Origin of the sequence: Flavobacterium piscis (assembly GCF_001686925.1) — a bacterium.
Lineage (GTDB): Bacteria > Bacteroidota > Bacteroidia > Flavobacteriales > Flavobacteriaceae > Flavobacterium > Flavobacterium piscis.
Window position 1 is genome coordinate 65,418 of record NZ_LVEN01000006.1, and the last position, 21,362, is coordinate 86,779.

Sequence of the window (21,362 nt, forward strand, 5' to 3'; positions counted from 1 at the left end):
TTATGGATTTTTTAGCTTAATATATTCGAAAATGACTTTTACCGCGATAGATTTTGAAACTGCAACAGGACATCATCCGTGCTCTGTTGGTATCGTTACTGTAGAGAACGGAATAATTGTAGATGAGTTTGTTACTTTGATTAAGCCTCCCAAAAATGAGTATAATCCGTTTACGATTCGTGTACACGGAATTTATCCTCGTGACACTGTAAATGCAAAAAGTTTTGTACAGGTTTATCCTGAAATTGAAAAAAGATTGAAAAACAGAGTAGTGGTGGCACACAACGAAAGTTTTGACCGCAATGTTTTAATGAAATCGATGGCGCTTTATGGTTTGCTTTACGAAGATTTAAATATAGCCGAAAAGTGGGAATGTACCGTTAAGATCTACAAATCAAAAGGCTTTAAACCAACTAAATTAAGTGATTGCTGTCGCGAAATGAAAATTCAGCTCAATCATCACGAAGCGTTATCTGATGCAAGAGCTTGTGCTAAATTGTATATGTTGAGATAAAAAAGAGGTGTTTTTTTTGTAAGATTAATATTATTTTAATTAATTTTAGACTTTTTATCAATTAAAGTAAAAGTCTAAAATGAAAGAAGATTTTCTTCATTATCTCTGGAAATTCAAAAAGTTCGACACTTTGAATTTGAAAACTGCCCAGGAGGAACAAATCACGATTATTAAGACCGGAGATTATTTAGAACTTGCCGGACCGGATTTTTTTAATGCCCAAATCACCATAGGAAACCAAAAATGGGCAGGCAATGTCGAAATTCATTTAAAATCCTCTGATTGGTATGTTCATGGTCATGAAAAAGATGCTGCCTACGAAAATGTAATTTTGCACGTAGTTTGGGAACATGATACAGAAATATTTAGCAGAGACAATAATGAGATTCCTGTTTTAATCCTGAAAGATTATGTTGCTTCAGAAATTTTATCCAATTATAACTCCTTAGTAATACCCAAATCCTGGATATTTTGCGAAAAAGATATCGGGAAAATTGACGATTTTATAATAAAAAATTGTCAGGAAAGATTGTTCTTTGACCGCTTAGAGCGCAAATCGAAATTTATTTATGATTTATTAGAAGAAACAAATCAGGATTGGGAAGGAGTTTTGTTCGTTTTACTGGCAAAGAATTTTGGTTTAAATACAAACGGTAATTCCTTTTTGCAAATAGCGAAATCTATTCCTTTTTCAATTGTTCGTAAAGAAAGCTTTGAAATTGAAAATCTCGAGGCATTACTTTTAGGCACTTCTGGCTTGCTGGATGACGATAAAGAAGATATTTATTTTACCGATTTAAAATTGCGATATTATTATTTACTTAATAAATACCAATTAGAAAAACGTCATATCGATTCAGTACAATTTTTTAAGCACCGACCGGATAATTTTCAACGATCCGACTTTCGCAATTGGCTAATTTGTATCACAAACATCAAAACTTATTTTCGAAAGTAACAGTTCTAAAATCAGTAAAAAGTGTCTATGAATTATTAAATGTTTCGGCAAGTGTATATTGGAGTAATCATTATCAGTTTGATAAAGAAAGTTTAAGAAAACCGAAATCTTTATCGAAATCATTTATGGATTTGATCATTATCAATACCATAATCCCAATTCAGTTTGCGTATGCCAATATAAGAGGCGAATCTATTGCCGAAGAATTAATAGCATTCATGAATGAAGTTACACCTGAGAAAAATGCTATAATTGATAAGTTTCAATCTTTTGGAGTTTTTGCTAAAAACGCTTTCGAAACGCAAACATTATTAGAACTTAAAAATGAATATTGCAATCAAAAAGCATGTCTAAAATGTGTTCTAGGAGTGGAGTTGCTGAAGAATAAGCAGAATTAGAGAATTAGAAAATGTCTCAATGAGATAATTTTGTACTTTTGTTTTTATTAGCAAATATTAATATCATCCTGAGCGAAGACGAAGGATAAAATCTAACTATGTCAGCAATTTTAAAACTTAAATTCTTTTTTGAAAAATATGGTTTTCATGTTTCTTCAAGATTGGCCGATAAATTGGGTATGCGCGTAACGAGTGTGAGATTGTTTTTTATCTATATTTCGTTTGTTACGGCCGGTTTAGGATTTGGTGTTTATCTTACTTTGGCATTCTGGATTCGCCTCAAAGATTTAATTCGTGCAAAACGTACCTCGGTTTTCGATTTATAAAATATTTAAAACATAAAAAGGATCATAAAGTAATTTACTCTATGATCCTTTTTTATTTATGTTTAGAAAATTACTTCCCCGGATTGTTTAATTTACTGTTTTTCTTACCGTAAATAAAATAGATTGCTACTCCTAATGCCATCCATACTACAAGTCTAATCCAGCTCTCGTTAGGTAATGAATACATTAAAGCCAAACAAATAATAATTCCTGCAATTGGTACAAATGGTACTAAAGGCGTTCTGAAAGATCTTGGAGCATCTGGCATTTTCTTGCGCATTACCATTACACCAATACAAACTAGTACAAAAGCCAGTAAAGTTCCAATACTTACCATATGTCCTAAATCACTTACCGGAACTAAACCAGCAAATAAACTTACGAATACCAGGAAGAAAAGGTTAGTTTTCCACGGAGTACGAAATTTAGAATGAATAGAACTGAAGAATGGAGGCAATAAACCATCTTTACTCATAGTGTAAAACACGCGGCTTTGTCCCATAAGCATTACTAACATTACAGAAGTATAACCGGCTAAAATAGCCACTATTAGACCTGTTTGTAAAAAGTCATAACCTGTTTTTGCAAATGCAGTTGCAGCTGGTTTAGCATCTCCTGCAAATTCTCTGTAATTAACAAGACCTGTCATTACGTGAGCGAAAAATACATATAATAAAGTACAGATAATCAACGATCCTAAAATACCAATTGGCATTCCTTTTTGCGGATTTTTAGCTTCCTGCGCAGCAGTAGATACAGCATCAAAACCAATAAAGGCAAAAAACACAGTTCCGGCTCCTGCAGCAATTCCTGACCAGCCAAATTCACCAAAAACACCTGTGTTTTCTGGTATATAAGGCGTATAATTTGCAGTATCAATAAAGCTCCATCCTAAAACAATGAAAACAATTACTACTGCTACTTTTACAACAACTAAAAAGTTATTTAATGATGCAGATTCTTTAGTTCCTCTAATTAATAATAAAGATAACATTGAGACAATAAATATAGCAGGTAAATTTACAATACCACCTTCGATTACTGTACCGTCACTAAGTTTTAGAGTTTCCCAGGGCGAACATATAAATTCGTGAGGGAGATGAATTCCATATTTGTTTAATAATTCTAATAAGTAGCGGGACCAGCTAACGCCAACCGTTGCGGCTCCCAAAGCGTATTCTAAAACTAAATCCCAACCAATAATCCAGGCCATAAATTCTCCCATTGTGGCATAAGAGTAAGTATATGCACTACCAGCAACTGGAATCATAGAAGCAAATTCTGCATAACAAAGTCCGGCAAAAGCACATCCAACGGCTGCTAAAATAAAAGAAAGAGTAACTGCTGGTCCTGCATGTTCTGCTGCAGCAATTCCTGTTAACGAGAATAATCCGGCTCCAATAATGGCTCCAACTCCAAGTGCAACGAGTGACCGTGAAGATAGAGTTCTTTTTAAGCCTTTTTCAGATTCGGAAGCTTCGTCAAGCAATACCGAAAGTGGTTTAGTTTTCCAAATTGACATACTATAATATTGGTTTATTGTTATTAAGCTCCAAATGTATCGTTTTTTGTAAAAAATAAAAACAATTATCTCTTTTTAAGTTACAAAATATTAAAATTTTTGACAAAACATCCGTTGATTATTCTTTAACTGCTGAGATTCATTAAATTAATTGGACTTTAGTAATGAAAAATGCAATTTTAAAAACAATATTATTTTTAGTATAAGTCTTGTTAAATTTATTGTTTTTTCCTTAATTTACGGGATTTATTAGAAATGAATAATTTTACTTGGAATGAACTTTACCCCATTTGCCAAATATTTTAGGTTTACAAAACAGCAACGTACAGGAATTTTTTTACTTTTTACGCTTATAATCATCTTACAGGCCATTTATTTTTTTGTCGATTTTACTTTACCTGAAAAAGCTTTTCCCGAAAAAGAAGAATGGATGTCTTTACAAACAGAAATTGATTCTATGAAACTTGCTAAATTCAGTGAGAAACCAAAAGTATATTCTTTCAATCCAAACTTCATTACAGACTATAAAGGATATAAATTAGGAATGTCGGTTCAGGAGATAGATCGTTTGTTGGCTTTTCGAAAAGAGAACAAATACGTTAGTTCAGCAAAAGAGTTTCAGGATGTAACAAAAATTTCTGACTCTTTATTAAGTAGCATGGCTCCACTTTTTAAATTTCCGGATTGGGTTCAGAAGAAAGCTGATTTTAGAACAGAGAAAAAAGAATTTGTTCAGAAGGGGAATTTCAAAAAAGAAAATTTCAAAAAAGAAAAAATTGTACTTTTAGATATCAATCAGGCAACACAAGAAGATTTAGTTAAAATTTATGGCATTGGCGAAGCTTTATCAGCAAGGATACTCAAACAAAAAGAAATTTTAGGATGTTTTGTTTCTATGGAGCAAATGAATGATGTGTGGGGGCTATCGCCAGAAGTTATAAGTGAACTCAATAGCCACTTTAAGGTTGTAATACCTTCTTCATTAAAAAAAATAGCCATAAACGACGCGTCTTTAAAAGAATTATCGCAGTTCTCTTATTTTAAATATACCCTTGCAAAACAAATTGTAACTTATAGAAGTATGAACGGAAATATTAATAATATTGAGGATTTGTCAAAAATTAAAGGTTTTCCTGTTGAAAAAGCAAAAATAATTAGTTTATATTTGGAGTTCTAAAACAAATCAGCTTACAATGAATTTTGAATATAACGAAACGCAATTGATGATTGCTCAATCTATAAAAGATTTTGCCGAAAAAAATATCAGACCAAATATTATGGGATGGGATGAGGCTCAAATTTTTCCGGTGGACCTATTTAAAAAATTAGGTGAAATGGGATTTATGGGAGTTTTGGTTCCAGAAGAATATGGAGGATCAGGATTAGGCTATCATGAATATATTACAGTTGTAGAAGAAATTTCAAAAGTAGATCCTTCAATTGGTTTATCGGTTGCGGCGCACAATTCGTTATGTACCAATCATATTTTGACTTTTGGAAATGAAGAACAAAAGAAAAAATGGTTGCCAAAACTGGCTACCGCCGAATACATAGGAGCCTGGGGATTAACAGAGCACAATACAGGTTCTGATGCCGGCGGAATGAATACAACAGCGGTTAAGGACGGAGATGAATGGATTATAAACGGAGCTAAAAACTTTATAACGCACGCAATCTCTGGAGATATTGCAGTTGTAATTGTGCGTACCGGAGAAAAAGGAGATTCAAAAGGAATGACCGCTTTTGTTTTCGAGAAAGGAACGAAAGGATTCACTTCAGGAAAAAAAGAAAATAAATTAGGAATGCGTGCCAGCGAAACTGCAGAATTGGTTTTTGATGGTTGCCGTGTTCCTGATGCCAATAGATTGGGAGAAGTAGGGCAGGGCTTTGTTCAGGCCATGAAAATATTAGATGGAGGCCGTATTTCGATCGGAGCTTTATCGTTAGGAATCGCAAAAGGCGCTTACGAAGCAGCGCTCAAATACTCTAAAGAAAGACATCAGTTTGGGCAGCCTATTAGTAGTTTTCAGGGAATTTCCTTTAAATTGGCTGATATGGCAACTGAGATCGAAGCTTCAGAATTACTATTACATAAAGCGGCATTCTTAAAACAACAGCACAAACCTGTTACGACACTAGGTGCAATGGCAAAAATGTATGCCTCAGAAGCCTGTGTGAAAATTGCAAACGAAGCCGTTCAAATTCATGGAGGTTACGGGTACACAAAAGATTATCCTGTAGAGAAATTCTATCGTGATTCAAAATTATGTACCATAGGAGAAGGAACTACCGAAATTCAAAAGTTAGTTATTTCCAGAAATTTACTAAAAGAATAAAGAATAAAGAATAAAGAATAAAGAATAAAGAATAAAGAATAAAGAATAAAGAATAAAGAATAAAGAGTATTATTATTGGCTCTTTTCTAGGGATCGATTTTTGGGGAAATCTATTCTCTTTTTTCTATGTTCTATTTTCTTTTAAAATAATTCATAATTCATAACTCATAATTCATAATTAATATATACTTTTGCACCCTTAACGAGAGGAGGTGTCAATATTATGTTAATTATACCAATTAAAGACGGAGAAAATATCGATAGAGCATTAAAGCGCTATAAAAGAAAATTTGATAAAACAGGAACTGTTCGTCAGTTAAGAGCACGTACTGCTTTTATTAAGCCTTCTGTTATCAAAAGAGCACAAATTCAAAAAGCTGCTTACATCCAAAACATGAGAGATGGTTTAGAGAGTTAGTATTAGCTTTTCAAAAATAATTACCGTTAGTTATCAAGATTTTGATACTAACGGTTTTTTTATGCTTAATTTTGAGATAAATAATATTCTTTATAAGTAGAATATGGGTTTGTGTAAATGAAAAGTGTGTATTGCTATGAAATCAAATAAAGAAGCATTTCGCGATTATCTTCAATTAGAAAAAAAATATTCTCCACATACAGTCAATGCTTATTTGAATGATATTTTATTTTTCGAAACATTCAATAAGGAGCACTTTGAGCAAGAGAATATCGAACAGGTAAATTATAATCAAATCAGGAGTTGGATTGTTTCACTTGTGGATGATGATATTTCTAATGTTTCTGTAAATAGAAAAATGTCTTCCCTGAAAGCTTTTTACAAGTTTCTTTTAAAGACAAAGCAAATAGAGGTAAGTCCAATGCTGAAGCATAAGGCGTTAAAAACTCCTAAAATTGTTCAGATTCCATTTTCGGAAAAAGAATTAACAGATTTGATGCAGCAATTTGGCGAACCTTCCGGATTTGAGGAAGTGAGGGATAAACTTATTGTAGATCTTTTTTATACCACAGGAATGCGTAGGGCAGAGCTAATACATTTAATGAAGCACAATGTCGATTTGTCTTCAAGTGTGGTTAAAGTTTTAGGAAAGCGTAATAAAGAACGTATTATTCCCGTTTTGCCAATAATTACAGAGCAGTTTAATTTGTATTTACAAGAAAGAGCGTTAGTTGAGAAGATAGTCGATGAGGATTATTTTTTTATTTCTGCAAAAGGGTTAAAATTGAGTGAATCTTTTGTGTATCGATTAATAAATTCATACTTTAGTAAAGTCTCTGAAAAGGTAAAAAAGAGTCCGCATGTGCTAAGGCATACTTTTGCAACTCACTTATTAAATAACGGAGCAGATTTAAATTCAGTTAAAGAGTTATTAGGACATTCGAGTTTGGCATCTACACAAGTTTATACTCATAATAGTTTAGCAGAGCTTAAAAAGGTGTATAGTGATGCACATCCAAGAAACAAATAATGATTCTTAAATGTTTAACCCTAAAATTTGTATTATGAAGGTAGATGTTCATGCAGTTAACTTTACTGTTGACAGAAAATTAGTGGATTTTATTCAGGAAAGAATGGATAAATTAGAAAAATATTACGATCGTGTTGTTTCGGCTGACATTTTTTTAAAAGTCGAAAGAACGAGTGATAAGGAGAATAAGGCAGTAGAGATTAAGGTTAATGTCCCGGGAGATGATTTTTTGGTTAAAAAACAATGCAAGACATTCGAAGAAGCGATTGAGCTTTCTGCAGAATCTCTGGAGCGTGTATTGGTAAAAAGGAAAGAAAAAATAAGAACACACATATAATTGAAAATTTTTTTTAAAAAATGTTTTGATTAAAAGATAAAATAGCTACATTTGCAGTCCGTTAGAAATAGCGGACTTTTTTATTGATATTGCCAGCGTAGCTCAGTTGGCTAGAGCAGCTGATTTGTAATCAGCAGGTCGTGGGTTCGAGTCCCTCCGCCGGCTCTAAAATATTTCAAATGCGATTTGAAATTTGTTCTTTAAAATTATGGAATAAAACAAATTTAGGTTCTTAATTTGGTTTTAGAATAATCTAAAATCTTAAGTCAGAAATCTAAGATTGTCCGGGGAGATACTCAAGCGGCCAACGAGGGCAGACTGTAAATCTGCTGTGTGAACTTCGCAGGTTCGAATCCTGCTCTCCCCACAAAAAGAAGTTAAGATTCAGAGCGAAGATTTTAAATTTAAAATCTATAAATGCAATCTAAATCAGAACTCTCTGCCGACTTAGCTCAGAGGTAGAGTGCTTCCTTGGTAAGGAAGAGGTCACGGGTTCAATTCCCGTAGTTGGCTCAAGTAAGTAGGAAATTGAAAATTAATATATAACTAAGATTAAAAATTAAGTAAAATGGCAAAGGAGAATTTTAATCGTTCCAAACCGCACTTAAACATAGGTACAATTGGACACGTGGATCACGGAAAAACTACATTAACTGCAGCAATTACAAAAGTATTGTCTGATGCTGGTTACTGTCAAGCAAAATCGTTTGATCAAATCGATAACGCTCCAGAGGAGAAAGAAAGAGGTATTACTATTAATACATCACACGTAGAGTATGAAACAGCTAACCGTCACTACGCTCACGTTGACTGTCCAGGTCACGCGGATTACGTAAAGAACATGGTTACTGGTGCTGCTCAAATGGATGGAGCTATCTTAGTAGTTGCTGCTACAGATGGTCCAATGCCACAAACTCGTGAGCACATCCTTTTAGGTCGTCAGGTAGGTATTCCAAGAATCGTTGTTTTCATGAACAAAGTGGATATGGTTGACGATGCTGAATTGTTAGAGCTTGTTGAAATGGAAATTAGAGATTTATTATCTTTCTACGAATATGATGGAGATAATGGTCCTGTAGTTCAAGGTTCTGCTTTAGGAGGATTGAATAATGATCCTGCTTGGGTACCAAAAATCATTGAATTAATGGAAGCTGTTGATGCTTGGATCGAAGAGCCAGTGCGTGACGTAGCTAAACCATTCTTGATGCCGGTTGAAGATGTATTTACAATTACTGGTCGTGGAACTGTTGCTACAGGTCGTATCGAAACAGGTATTGCTAATACAGGAGATCCAGTTGAAATCATTGGTATGGGAGCTGATAAATTAACTTCTACTATTACAGGAGTTGAGATGTTCCGTAAAATCCTTGACAGAGGAGAAGCTGGAGATAACGTAGGTTTATTGTTAAGAGGTATTGATAAAGAATCTATCAAAAGAGGAATGGTTATCATTAAGCCAGGATCAGTAAAACCACACGCTACTTTCAAAGCTGAGGTTTATATCTTGAAAAAAGAAGAAGGTGGACGTCATACTCCATTCCATAATAACTACCGTCCACAGTTCTACGTACGTACAACTGACGTAACAGGAGTTATTACTTTACCAGAAGGAGTAGAGATGGTAATGCCAGGAGATAACTTGACTATCAATGTTGCTTTATTAAGCCCAATCGCAATGAGCGTAGGTTTACGTTTTGCTATCCGTGAAGGTGGTAGAACTGTAGGTGCAGGTCAGGTAACTGAAATCGTAGGATAATCCTATAAACAATTATAAAAAGCCAGTTGATTTTCTTAACTGAGATCACTGGCTTTTAATTTAATTACGGGCGTAGTTCAAGGGTAGAATAGCGGTCTCCAAAACCGTTGATGGGGGTTCGAATCCCTCCGCCCGTGCAATAAAAAATATATCAAATGACAAAAGTTACGAATTACTTATCAGAGGCTTTCGAAGAGTTAAAGTCAAATGTTACTTGGCCTGCTTGGGCTGAGGTTCAAAAATTGACAATTGTTGTGGCTGTATTTTCGGTTTTATTCGCTTTGGCAACATGGGGAGTAGACGAATTTTTTGCAAAAGCTTTGGCTGGATTTTTTAACTGGTTAAAAGGATAATTTTTTTGTGATGGCAGATAATAATGTGAAAAAATGGTACGTAGTAAGAGCTGTAAGCGGACAAGAAAATAAAGTCAAAGCTTATATCGAAACTGAGATTGCCAGATTAGGTATGGGTGATTATGTTTCCCAAGTTTTAGTGCCTACAGAAAAAGTAGTTACTGTAAAAGAAGGAAAGAAAATGTCTAAGGATAAAGTTTATTTCCCTGGATATGTTATGATCGAAGCCAACTTGGTTGGTGAGATACCTCATATTATTAAGTCTATTACTAGTGTAATTGGATTTTTAGGTGAGATCAAAGGAGGAGAACCTGTTCCTTTGAGACTTTCTGAAGTAAATAGAATGTTAGGTAAAGTAGATGAGTTAGCTGTAAATACAGATACCCGTGCTATTCCTTTCAACTTAGGTGAAACTGTAAAAGTGATCGATGGTCCTTTTAATGGCTTCAACGGAACAGTTGAAAAAATCAATGAAGAAAAGCGTAAACTTGAAGTAATGGTGAAAATTTTCGGAAGAAAAACTCCATTAGAATTGAGCTTTATGCAAGTTGAAAAAGTATAATTTTTGTTACATCTATAATAACCACCGTAATCGCTTCCAATGATTAAGGTGTTAAATTTTTTAAAAAATGGCTAAAGAAATTAGTAAGGTAGTTAAACTACAAGTTAAGGGAGGTGCTGCGAATCCGTCGCCACCGGTTGGACCTGCTTTAGGAGCTGCTGGGGTTAATATCATGGAGTTCTGTAAGCAGTTCAATGCTAGAACACAAGATAAACCTGGCAAAATATGCCCAGTACAAATTACTGTGTATAAAGACAAATCATTTGATTTTGTTGTTAAGACTCCTCCAGCTGCTGTCCAATTATTGGAAGCTGCAAAGCTAAAGTCTGGATCAGGTGAACCAAATCGTAAAAAAGTAGCTAGCGTTACTTGGGACGTTATCAAAGCAATTGCTGAAGATAAAATGGTAGATTTAAATGCATTCACAATCGAATCTGCAATGAGCATGATCGCTGGAACTGCTAGATCTATGGGTATAACTGTATCAGGAGATGCTCCTTTTTAATTAAGAGAAAGAAATGGCAAAATTAACAAAAAAGCAAAAAGAGGCTGCTTCAAAAATTGAAAAGAACAAACTATACTCTTTAAAAGATGCAGCTGCATTAATTAAAGTTATAGCTTCTGCAAAATTTGATGAGTCTGTTGATATCGCAGTTCGTTTGGGTGTAGATCCAAGAAAAGCGAATCAAATGGTTAGAGGTGTGGTTACATTACCTCACGGAACAGGTAAAGACGTTAAAGTATTAGCATTGGTTACTCCAGATAAAGAAGCGGAAGCTAAAGAAGCTGGAGCTGATTATGTAGGTCTTGACGATTATTTACAAAAAATTAAAGATGGTTGGACAGATGTTGATGTTATCATCACTATGCCAGCTGTTATGGGTAAATTAGGTCCATTAGGTCGTATTTTAGGACCTAGAGGTTTAATGCCAAACCCTAAAACAGGTACTGTAACTATGGATGTTGCAAAAGCTGTTGCAGAGGTTAAAGCTGGTAAAATTGACTTTAAAGTTGATAAAACTGGTATCGTACATGCAGGAATTGGTAAAGTTTCTTTTGGAGCTGAGCAAATTTATGACAATGCACACGAAATTATTCAAACATTAATCAAACTTAAACCAACTGCTGCTAAAGGTACCTATATTAAAGGTATTCACCTTACAAGCACTATGAGTCCTGCAATTGCATTGGACCCTAAAGCAGTATAATTGGTAGTTAATAATTTTTAGTATGACTAGAGAAGAAAAATCAATCGCGATTGAAGATTTAACTGCACAGTTAGCTGGTACAAATATTATTTATGTATCTGATATTTCTGGATTAAACGCAGAAACTACTTCAAGCTTGAGAAGAGCTTGCTTTAAAGCAGGTATAAAATTAGAGGTTGTAAAAAATACTTTGCTTGCAAAAGCAATGGAAGCTTCTGCTAATGACTATGGTGATTTACCTTCAGTATTGACTGGTAATAGTGCTATCTTCATTTCAGATGTTGCAAATGCACCTGGAAAAATAATTAAAGATTTCAGAAAAAAATCAGCAAAACCTGTATTAAAAGGGGCTTATATTAATTCTGAAATTTATATTGGAGATGATCAATTAGATGCATTAGCAACTATCAAATCTAAAGAAGAACTTCTTGGAGAACTTATTGGATTATTGCAATCACCAGCACAAAGAATTATTTCTGCTTTACAAAACAAATTCGCTGGTAGCGAAGAAGAAGCTGAAGCATAATAATTCAAACAGGGATTATTCCTTGTTGCTTAATTAGCGCACAATAAATAAATTATATTTTACAAATCATTTTAAACGATAGAAAAAATGGCAGATTTGAAACAATTCGCAGAACAATTAGTTAACTTAACAGTTAAAGAAGTTAACGAATTAGCAACAATATTAAAAGACGAGTATGGTATCGAGCCTGCTGCTGCAGCTGTAGTAGTTGCTGCTGGTGGTGGAGAAGGTGCTGCTGAAGAAGCACAAACTGAATTTACAGTTGTATTAAAAGAAGCAGGTGCTTCTAAATTAGCAGTTGTAAAATTAGTAAAAGAACTTACAGGTTTAGGTTTGAAAGAAGCTAAAGATGTAGTTGACGGTGCTCCAAGCAACGTTAAAGAAGGTGTTTCTAAAGAAGAGGCTGAAGGTCTTAAAAAATCATTAGAAGAAGCTGGAGCTGTAGTTGAGCTTAAATAATTCAACTCAGTTTTAAGAACTAGGTTTAGGTCTTGAGTTAACTCAATGGCCTAAACCATTTTTCGTATAATAAAATATATCAATTTTATTATTCAATATTAGTTTAAAATACGAAAAAGTTTTTGATCAATACGAAGAAAAAAAATTAAGCTTTACTGGTTTATTTTTAAAGATGTATTGATTATAATAAGAAAGTATAGATTAAACAGTGTGTGTTTACACAAAAAATTACTTTTTTTTAATCAAAATTTTGTCCATTGATGATAACAAATCAGACTGAAAGATTGAATTTTGCCTCTACAAAAAATATCCCTGACTATCCAGATTTCCTAGATGTTCAGGTTAAATCTTTTAAAGATTTCTTTCAATTAGAAACGAAATCTGACGAAAGAGGCAACGAAGGGTTATACAACACCTTCATGGAAAACTTTCCAATCACAGATACAAGAAACAACTTTGTATTGGAGTTCCTAGATTATTTTGTTGATCCACCACGTTATACAATTCAAGAATGTATAGAGAGAGGTCTTACGTATAGTGTGCCTTTAAAAGCCAGGTTAAAACTATACTGTACAGATCCAGAACACGAAGATTTTGAAACTATTGTACAAGATGTTTATCTTGGAACAATACCTTATATGACTCCAAGCGGTACTTTTGTTATCAATGGTGCTGAGCGTGTAGTAGTATCTCAACTACACCGTTCTCCTGGTGTTTTCTTTGGTCAATCATTCCATGCAAATGGTACAAAACTTTATTCTGCCAGAGTAATTCCTTTTAAAGGTTCTTGGATAGAATTTTCTACAGATATCAACAGCGTTATGTACGCTTATATCGATAGAAAGAAAAAATTACCAGTTACAACTTTATTCCGTGCAATCGGGTTCGAAAGAGATAAGGATATCCTTGAAATTTTCGACTTAGCTGAAGAAATTAAAGTTTCTAAAACAGGTATTAAAAAATATATTGGAAGAAGACTTGCTGCACGTGTATTGAACACTTGGCACGAGGATTTCGTTGATGAAGATACCGGTGAGGTAGTTTCTATCGAACGTAACGAAATTATCCTTGATAGAGATACTATTATCGACAAAGATAATGTTGAAGAAATCATCGATTCTAATGTAAAATCTATTTTGTTGCACAAAGAGGATAATAATCAAGCTGATTATGCTATTATCCACAACACGTTACAAAAAGATCCAACAAACTCTGAAAAAGAAGCTGTTGAGCATATCTACAGACAATTGCGTAATGCAGAACCGCCTGATGAAGAAACTGCTCGTGGTATTATCGATAAATTGTTCTTCTCTGATCAACGTTATAACTTAGGTGAAGTTGGTCGTTACAGAATGAACAAAAAACTTGGTTTGGATATTCCAATGGAAAAGCAAGTGCTTACCAAAGAAGATATCATTACCATTGTAAAATATTTGATCGAATTGATCAACTCTAAAGCAGAGATTGATGATATTGATCACTTATCAAACCGTCGTGTTAGAACAGTTGGAGAACAATTGTCTCAACAATTCGGTGTTGGTTTAGCGCGTATGGCTAGAACTATTCGTGAGAGAATGAACGTTAGAGATAACGAGGTGTTTACACCAATTGATTTGATTAATGCTAAAACATTATCATCAGTTATCAACTCTTTCTTTGGTACAAACCAGTTGTCTCAATTTATGGATCAAACGAATCCATTAGCTGAGATTACGCACAAAAGAAGATTATCTGCACTTGGACCTGGTGGACTTTCGAGAGAGAGAGCTGGTTTTGAGGTTCGTGACGTTCACTATACACACTATGGTCGTTTATGTCCGATTGAAACTCCAGAGGGACCAAACATTGGTTTGATTTCATCTCTTGGTGTTTATGCAAAAGTTAACGGAATGGGATTCATCGAAACTCCATACCGTAAAGTAACTGATGGTGTAGTTGATTTAGAAAGTACACCTATCTATTTAAGTGCTGAAGAAGAAGAAGGAAAAATGATTGCGCAGGCAAACATTGAAATGGATGCTTCAGGTAAAATTACAGCTAGCAATGTTATTGCTCGTGAGGAAGGTGACTTCCCGGTTGTTGAACCATCTGCAGTACATTATACAGACGTTGCTCCTAACCAGATTGCTTCTATTTCGGCTTCATTAATTCCTTTCTTGGAACATGATGATGCGAATAGAGCCTTGATGGGATCTAACATGATGCGTCAGGCGGTTCCTTTGATCCGTCCGGAAGCACCAATTGTTGGAACAGGTTTAGAGCGTCAAGTGGCTTCAGATTCTAGAGTATTAATTAATGCTGAGGGAGATGGAACTGTAGAATATGTTGATGCAAACATCATTACTATCAAATACGACCGTACTGAAGAAGAAAGAATGGTAAGTTTTGATGCTGATGAAAAAACATACAACTTAATTAAATTTAGAAAAACCAATCAAGGTACAAGTATCAACTTGAAACCAATCGTAAGAAAAGGTGACAGAGTTATTCTTGGACAAGTATTATCAGAAGGATATGCTACTCAAAATGGTGAATTAGCTTTAGGTAGAAACTTAAAAGTTGCGTTCATGCCATGGAAAGGGTATAACTTTGAGGATGCGATTGTAATTTCTGAAAAAGTAGTTCGTGATGATATTTTTACTTCTATCCACGTTGATGATTATTCATTAGAGGTTAGAGATACTAAGTTAGGAAATGAAGAGTTAACAAACGATATTCCTAACGTTTCTGAAGAAGCTACTAAAGATTTAGATGAAAACGGTATGATCAGAATTGGAGCAGAGGTTAAGCCTGGCGACATTTTGATCGGAAAAATTACACCAAAAGGAGAATCAGATCCTACTCCGGAGGAGAAATTGCTTCGTGCAATCTTTGGGGATAAAGCAGGTGATGTAAAAGATGCTTCATTAAAAGCTTCTCCATCTTTACATGGTGTAGTTCTTGACAAAAAATTATTTGCAAGAGCCGTAAAAGATAAACGTAAACGTACTCAGGATAAAGATGCTTTAGGCGCTTTAGAAATGGAATTCGAAACTAAATTTGTTGAATTAAAAGACAGATTGGTTGAGAAATTGTTCCTGATCGTTAACGGAAAAACATCTCAAGGTGTAATGAATGATTTGGGTGAAGAAGTTTTACCAAAAGGTAAAAAATATACTCAAAAAATGCTTTATGCAGTAGAAGATTTTGCCCACTTAAGCAAAGGTCAATGGGTTGCTGATGATGCTACAAATAAAATGGTTAATGATTTGATTCATAACTATAAAATTAAGCTGAACGACTTACAAGGATCTTTAAGAAGAGAAAAATTCACTATTACAGTTGGTGATGAATTACCATCTGGAATCTTGAAATTGGCGAAAATTTATATCGCTAAGAAACGTAAGCTGAAAGTAGGGGATAAAATGGCAGGACGTCACGGTAACAAAGGTATTGTTGCAAGAATCGTTCGTCATGAAGATATGCCTTTCCTTGAAGACGGAACACCAGTAGATATCGTATTGAATCCACTTGGGGTACCTTCACGTATGAACATTGGTCAGATTTATGAAACTGTTCTTGGATGGGCTGGACAAAATTTAGGTAGAAAATTTGCTACTCCAATTTTTGATGGTGCTTCTTTAGATCAAATCAATGAATTAACTGATGAGGCTGGAGTGCCACGTTTCGGACATACACACCTTTATGATGGTGGTACTGGAGAGCGTTTCCATCAAGCAGCAACTGTGGGTGTAATTTACATGCTTAAATTAGGACACATGGTTGATGATAAGATGCACGCACGTTCTATCGGTCCATACTCGTTGATTACTCAACAACCACTTGGAGGTAAAGCTCAATTTGGAGGTCAGCGTTTTGGAGAGATGGAGGTTTGGGCACTTGAAGCTTATGGAGCATCAAGTACGCTACGTGAAATCTTAACAGTTAAATCGGATGACGTTATTGGTAGAGCTAAAACTTACGAAGCTATCGTTAAGGGTGAGTCTATGCCAGAACCAGGATTACCTGAATCATTCAATGTATTAATGCATGAATTGAAAGGTCTTGGACTTGACATTCGTTTAGAAGAATAAATAAAGTTTTCAGTTACAGTCTCAGTATTCAGATCAATCTGAAAGCTGAGACTGAAGCTGTTTATAAAATACAAGTTTTTAGGATTTATACCCGTAACCCGTTCCGATTTTTTATTTAAACTCTAAAAGTTTTATAATTAGCGCTTCAAGAATAAGTTTTGAAGTTTAGAGAAGTAACCCGAGGTAGTGACTTAATGAATGCCTATTCTAGGTAGTTGTAGGTTAAAATCAATTTTTTAATTGCAAATAAATCAATAGTAAAAACTATGATGAATAACAGAAACAATAATAAGGATAAAAATCCAGTTAAAAGATTTAATAAAATCTCTATTGGATTAGCTTCACCAGAATCTATCTTGAAAGAATCAAGAGGAGAGGTGTTGAAACCAGAAACAATCAACTACAGAACTCACAAACCAGAGCGTGACGGACTTTTCTGCGAAAGAATCTTCGGACCTGTAAAGGATTTTGAATGTGCTTGTGGTAAATATAAAAGAATTCGTTACAAAGGTATCATCTGTGACCGTTGTGGTGTTGAAGTTACTGAGAAAAAAGTACGTCGTGACAGAGTAGGACACATCAACCTTGTTGTGCCAATCGCTCACATCTGGTATTTCCGTTCTCTTCCAAACAAAATTGGTTATATCCTTGGTCTTCCATCTAAGAAATTAGACATGATCATTTACTACGAAAGATACGTAGTAATTCAGGCAGGTATTGCTAAAAATGCAGATGGAGAATCATTACAAAGATTAGATTTCTTAACTGAAGAAGAATATTTGAATATCTTAGATACTCTTCCACAGGAAAATCAATATTTAGATGATATGGATCCTAATAAATTTGTTGCCAAAATGGGAGCAGAATGTATTATGGATTTATTAGCTCGTATCGACTTAGATGAGTTGTCTTACCAATTGAGACACAGTGCTAATAACGAAACATCTAAACAACGTAAAACTGAAGCTTTAAAAAGATTACAAGTTGTTGAGTCTTTCCGTGAGTCTAACTTAAACCGTGAAAATCGTCCTGAGTGGATGATTATGAAAGTGGTTCCAGTTATTCCACCAGAATTACGTCCTCTTGTGCCACTTGATGGAGGTCGTTTTGCAACTTCAGATTTAAATGACTTATATCGTCGTGTAATCATCCGTAACAACCGTTTGAAAAGATTAATGGAGATTAAAGCTCCAGAAGTTATCTTAAGAAACGAAAAACGTATGTTGCAAGAATCTGTAGATTCATTATTTGATAACACTCGTAAAGCTTCTGCTGTTAAAACAGAATCTAACAGACCATTAAAATCATTATCTGATTCCTTAAAAGGTAAGCAAGGACGTTTCCGTCAAAACTTACTTGGAAAACGTGTGGATTATTCTGCTCGTTCGGTAATTGTTGTTGGTCCTGAATTAAAATTATTCGAATGCGGATTGCCAAAAGATATGGCATCTGAATTATACAAACCTTTCGTGATCCGTAAATTGATTGAAAGAGGTATTGTTAAAACAGTAAAATCTGCTAAGAAAATCATAGACAAAAAAGAGCCAGTAGTTTGGGATATCCTTGAAAATGTAATTAAAGGTCACCCGGTATTACTTAACCGTGCTCCTACGTTGCACAGACTTGGTATTCAAGCTTTCCAACCAAAATTAATTGAAGGAAAAGCGATCCAATTGCACCCATTAGTATGTACGGCTTTCAACGCCGATTTTGATGGGGATCAGATGGCGGTTCACTTACCATTAGGACCAGAGGCTATTTTAGAGGCGCAATTATTAATGTTGGCTTCTCATAATATCCTTAACCCTGCCAATGGTGCGCCAATTACTGTACCTTCTCAGGATATGGTCTTGGGTCTATATTATATGACCAAAGAACGTATCTCGACTCCAGAACATGTAATTTTAGGTCAAGACTTAACTTTCTATTCTGCTGAAGAAGTAAATATTGCATTAAACGAAGGAAGATTAGAATTGAATGCTCGTGTAAGAATTAGAGCGAAAGATTTTAATGACGCTGGAGAATTAGTGTATAAAATTATTCAAACAACTGCAGGACGTGTATTATTTAATGAAGTAGTACCTGAAAAAGCAGGATATATCAATGATGTATTGACTAAGAAAAACCTTAGAGATATTATCGGACACATTTTAAGTGTGACTGATGTACCTACAACGGCAGCTTTCTTGGACAATATGAAAGATATGGGGTATAAATTCGCATTTAGAGGAGGTTTATCATTCTCTTTAGGTGATATTAGAATTCCAGAACAAAAAACAAAATTAATTGCAGATGCCAGAGAGCAAGTTGAAGGTATTTCTGTGAATTATAATATGGGTCTTATTACCAATAACGAGCGTTACAACCAAGTTATTGACGTATGGACTTCAGCAAATGCTCAGTTGACAGAATTAGCAATGAAAAATATTAGAGAAGACCAACAAGGTTTCAACTCTGTATATATGATGCTTGACTCTGGGGCGAGGGGTTCTAAGGAACAGATTCGTCAGTTAACTGGTATGCGTGGTTTGATGGCTAAGCCTAAAAAATCTACTGCCGGTGGTGGAGAGATTATTGAAAACCCGATTCTTTCTAACTTTAAGGAAGGTCTTTCGATCCTTGAGTATTTCATTTCTACTCACGGTGCTCGTAAAGGTCTTGCGGATACGGCTCTTAAAACTGCCGATGCTGGTTACTTAACAAGAAGACTTCATGACGTATCACAAGATGTTATTGTAAACATCGAAGATTGTGGTACTTTAAGAGGTGTTGAAGTTTCTGCTTTGAAGAAAAATGAGGAAATTGTTGAATCATTAGGGGAAAGAATTTTAGGGCGTGTTGCATTGCAAGATGTTATTAATCCTCTTACTAATGAAGTTCTGGTTGAGTCCGGACAACAAATTACTGAAGCAATCATGAGAGTTATCGAAGCTTCTCCGATTGAAAGAGTAGAAGTTAGATCTCCATTGACTTGTGAGGCTTTAAAAGGTATTTGTGCTAAATGTTACGGTAGAAACTTAGCTACTGGTAAGATGACACAAAGAGGTGAAGCTGTCGGAGTTATTGCTGCTCAGTCTATTGGAGAGCCAGGTACACAGTTAACACTTCGTACGTTCCACGTTGGAGGGGTTGCTGGAGGTATTTCTGAAGAATCTAGTATTGTTACCAGATTCAACGGTAGACTTGAGATTGAAGATTTAAAAACTGTAAAAGGTGAAGACAGTGAAGGTAATGCGGTAGATATCGTAGTATCACGTTCAACTGAATTAAAATTAGTTGATGAGAAAACTGGAATCGTTTTAAATACACACAATATTCCTTACGGATCTAGTATTTTCGTTAAAGACGGTGAAGTAGTTACTAAAGGATCTGTGATCTGTAAGTGGGATCCATATAATGGTGTAATTGTTTCTGAATTTACTGGTAAGATTGCTTACGAGGATTTAGAGCAAGGACAATCGTTCATGGTGGAGATCGATGAGCAAACAGGATTCCAGGAAAAAGTAATTTCTGAAGCTAGAAATAAAAAATTAATCCCAACTTTATTGGTTTACGGTAAAGAAGGTGAATTGATTCGTTCGTATAACTTACCAGTAGGAGCCCACCTTATGGTTGAGAATGGAGAGAAAATTAAAGCAGGTAAAGTATTGGTTAAAATTCCACGTCGTTCTTCTAAAGCGGGAGATATTACAGGAGGTTTACCAAGAATTACTGAGTTGCTTGAGGCTCGTAACCCTTCAAACCCAGCGGTTGTTTCTGAAATTGACGGTGTTGTTTCTTTTGGAAAAATCAAAAGAGGTAACCGTGAAATTGTTATCGAATCTAAATTTGGTGAGATTAAAAAGTATTTAGTTAAACTTTCAAGCCAGATCTTAGTACAGGAAAATGACTTCGTAAGAGCGGGAGTACCATTGTCTGACGGTGCAATTACACCAGATGATATTTTAAGAATTCAAGGACCGGCTGCTGTTCAACAGTACTTGGTAAATGAAATTCAAGAGGTATACCGTCTACAAGGGGTAAAAATTAATGATAAGCACTTTGAGGTAGTTATTCGTCAAATGATGCGTAAAGTAAGAGTTCAGGATCCAGGAGATACATTATTCCTAGAAGATCAATTGATTCACACTAAAGATTTCATCGTTCAAAACGATAAATTATACGGTATGAAAGTAGTTGAAGATTCTGGAGACTCTGCGGTATTGAAACCAGGTCAGATTATTTCTCCTCGTGATTTACGTGATGAAAATTCATTGTTGAAACGAAATGATAAAAATCTTGTTGTAGCAAGAGACGTAATTACTGCAACTGCAACGCCAGTTTTACAAGGTATTACAAGAGCTTCGCTACAAACTAAATCATTCATCTCTGCTGCTTCATTCCAGGAAACAACAAAAGTACTTAACGAAGCTGCTGTAGCTGGTAAAGTAGATGATTTAGAAGGATTAAAAGAAAATGTAATTGTTGGACACAGAATTCCTGCGGGAACTGGTATGAGAGAATACGATAACACTATCGTAGGATCTAAAGACGATTACAATGAAATGATGGCTAATAAAGAAGAGTATATCTATTAAATTAGGAAA

At 34.8% G+C, this 21,362-nt stretch carries 17 protein-coding genes, 4 tRNA genes and 1 pseudogene; 21 read left to right on the forward strand and 1 reads right to left on the reverse strand.

Annotation, left to right across the window (positions count from 1 at the left end; translation table 11 throughout):
* Positions 1-31: 31 nt before the first annotated feature.
* The 3 genes and pseudogenes from FLP_RS04525 (at position 32) to FLP_RS04535 (ending at position 2,196) form a co-directional block, all read left to right on the forward strand.
* A complete protein-coding gene (locus FLP_RS04525; protein ID WP_065448345.1) occupies positions 32-514 on the forward strand; it encodes a 3'-5' exonuclease in 483 nt (160 codons plus the stop codon).
* Positions 515-593: 79 nt separating this feature from the next.
* A pseudogene (locus FLP_RS04530) lies at positions 594-1,870 on the forward strand (DUF2851 family protein).
* Between the two features lie 98 nt (positions 1,871-1,968).
* On the forward strand, positions 1,969-2,196 hold the full coding sequence (locus FLP_RS04535; RefSeq protein WP_007810860.1) for a PspC family transcriptional regulator: 228 nt from the start codon (positions 1,969-1,971) through the stop codon (positions 2,194-2,196).
* 70 nt (positions 2,197-2,266) lie between these two features.
* Here FLP_RS04535 and FLP_RS04540 read toward each other — a convergent pair whose 3' ends face one another.
* Positions 2,267-3,718, reverse strand: a complete 1,452-nt coding sequence (locus tag FLP_RS04540) for an amino acid permease (RefSeq protein ID WP_065448346.1) — start codon at positions 3,716-3,718, stop codon at positions 2,267-2,269.
* A gap of 274 nt (positions 3,719-3,992) precedes the next feature.
* On the opposite strand from FLP_RS04540, the gene FLP_RS04545 reads away from it, so the two are divergent.
* The 18 genes from FLP_RS04545 (at position 3,993) to rpoC (ending at position 21,353) form a co-directional block, all read left to right on the forward strand.
* Positions 3,993-4,895: a ComEA family DNA-binding protein gene (locus FLP_RS04545; protein ID WP_065448347.1), complete on the forward strand. Its 903-nt coding sequence runs from the start codon at positions 3,993-3,995 to the stop codon at positions 4,893-4,895.
* 16 nt (positions 4,896-4,911) lie between these two features.
* On the forward strand, positions 4,912-6,054 hold the full coding sequence (locus FLP_RS04550) for an acyl-CoA dehydrogenase family protein (RefSeq protein ID WP_065448348.1): 1,143 nt from the start codon (positions 4,912-4,914) through the stop codon (positions 6,052-6,054).
* A gap of 223 nt (positions 6,055-6,277) precedes the next feature.
* The gene (gene rpsU, locus FLP_RS04555; protein WP_026985791.1) at positions 6,278-6,472 is read left to right on the forward strand and encodes a 30S ribosomal protein S21; all 195 of its coding nucleotides are present in this window, start codon (positions 6,278-6,280) and stop codon (positions 6,470-6,472) included.
* 136 nt (positions 6,473-6,608) lie between these two features.
* Complete coding sequence (locus tag FLP_RS04560; RefSeq protein ID WP_065448349.1) at positions 6,609-7,502, forward strand: tyrosine-type recombinase/integrase; 894 nt, start codon at positions 6,609-6,611, stop codon at positions 7,500-7,502.
* A 34-nt stretch (positions 7,503-7,536) separates the two neighbouring features.
* A complete protein-coding gene (gene hpf / locus FLP_RS04565) occupies positions 7,537-7,839 on the forward strand; it encodes a ribosome hibernation-promoting factor, HPF/YfiA family (protein WP_065448350.1) in 303 nt (100 codons plus the stop codon).
* Between the two features lie 91 nt (positions 7,840-7,930).
* Positions 7,931-8,004: transfer RNA gene (locus tag FLP_RS04570), tRNA-Thr, on the forward strand.
* 121 nt (positions 8,005-8,125) lie between these two features.
* A tRNA-Tyr gene (locus tag FLP_RS04575) sits at positions 8,126-8,206 on the forward strand.
* A gap of 74 nt (positions 8,207-8,280) precedes the next feature.
* Positions 8,281-8,352: transfer RNA gene (locus FLP_RS04580), tRNA-Thr, on the forward strand.
* A 55-nt stretch (positions 8,353-8,407) separates the two neighbouring features.
* Entirely contained in the window at positions 8,408-9,595 is a 1,188-nt protein-coding gene (tuf, locus tag FLP_RS04585; protein ID WP_031456758.1) for an elongation factor Tu, read from the forward strand.
* A gap of 66 nt (positions 9,596-9,661) precedes the next feature.
* Positions 9,662-9,732: transfer RNA gene (locus FLP_RS04590), tRNA-Trp, on the forward strand.
* An 18-nt stretch (positions 9,733-9,750) separates the two neighbouring features.
* Positions 9,751-9,948, forward strand: coding sequence for a preprotein translocase subunit SecE (secE, locus tag FLP_RS04595; protein ID WP_041517377.1), 198 nt, complete (start codon positions 9,751-9,753; stop codon positions 9,946-9,948).
* Positions 9,949-9,958: 10 nt separating this feature from the next.
* On the forward strand, positions 9,959-10,510 hold the full coding sequence (gene nusG, locus FLP_RS04600) for a transcription termination/antitermination protein NusG (RefSeq protein WP_029273444.1): 552 nt from the start codon (positions 9,959-9,961) through the stop codon (positions 10,508-10,510).
* A 67-nt stretch (positions 10,511-10,577) separates the two neighbouring features.
* Complete coding sequence (gene rplK / locus FLP_RS04605) at positions 10,578-11,015, forward strand: 50S ribosomal protein L11 (RefSeq protein ID WP_007807442.1); 438 nt, start codon at positions 10,578-10,580, stop codon at positions 11,013-11,015.
* 13 nt (positions 11,016-11,028) lie between these two features.
* Positions 11,029-11,718, forward strand: a complete 690-nt coding sequence (rplA, locus tag FLP_RS04610; RefSeq protein WP_007807440.1) for a 50S ribosomal protein L1 — start codon at positions 11,029-11,031, stop codon at positions 11,716-11,718.
* A 22-nt stretch (positions 11,719-11,740) separates the two neighbouring features.
* Complete coding sequence (gene rplJ / locus FLP_RS04615; RefSeq protein ID WP_056195154.1) at positions 11,741-12,244, forward strand: 50S ribosomal protein L10; 504 nt, start codon at positions 11,741-11,743, stop codon at positions 12,242-12,244.
* An 87-nt stretch (positions 12,245-12,331) separates the two neighbouring features.
* Positions 12,332-12,703 (forward strand): 50S ribosomal protein L7/L12, encoded by a 372-nt coding sequence (rplL, locus tag FLP_RS04620; RefSeq protein ID WP_007807437.1) that lies wholly within the window; start codon positions 12,332-12,334, stop codon positions 12,701-12,703.
* Positions 12,704-12,963: 260 nt separating this feature from the next.
* Entirely contained in the window at positions 12,964-16,776 is a 3,813-nt protein-coding gene (rpoB, locus tag FLP_RS04625; RefSeq protein ID WP_065448351.1) for a DNA-directed RNA polymerase subunit beta, read from the forward strand.
* 266 nt (positions 16,777-17,042) lie between these two features.
* On the forward strand, positions 17,043-21,353 hold the full coding sequence (rpoC, locus tag FLP_RS04630) for a DNA-directed RNA polymerase subunit beta' (protein ID WP_065448352.1): 4,311 nt from the start codon (positions 17,043-17,045) through the stop codon (positions 21,351-21,353).
* Positions 21,354-21,362: the final 9 nt, after the last annotated feature.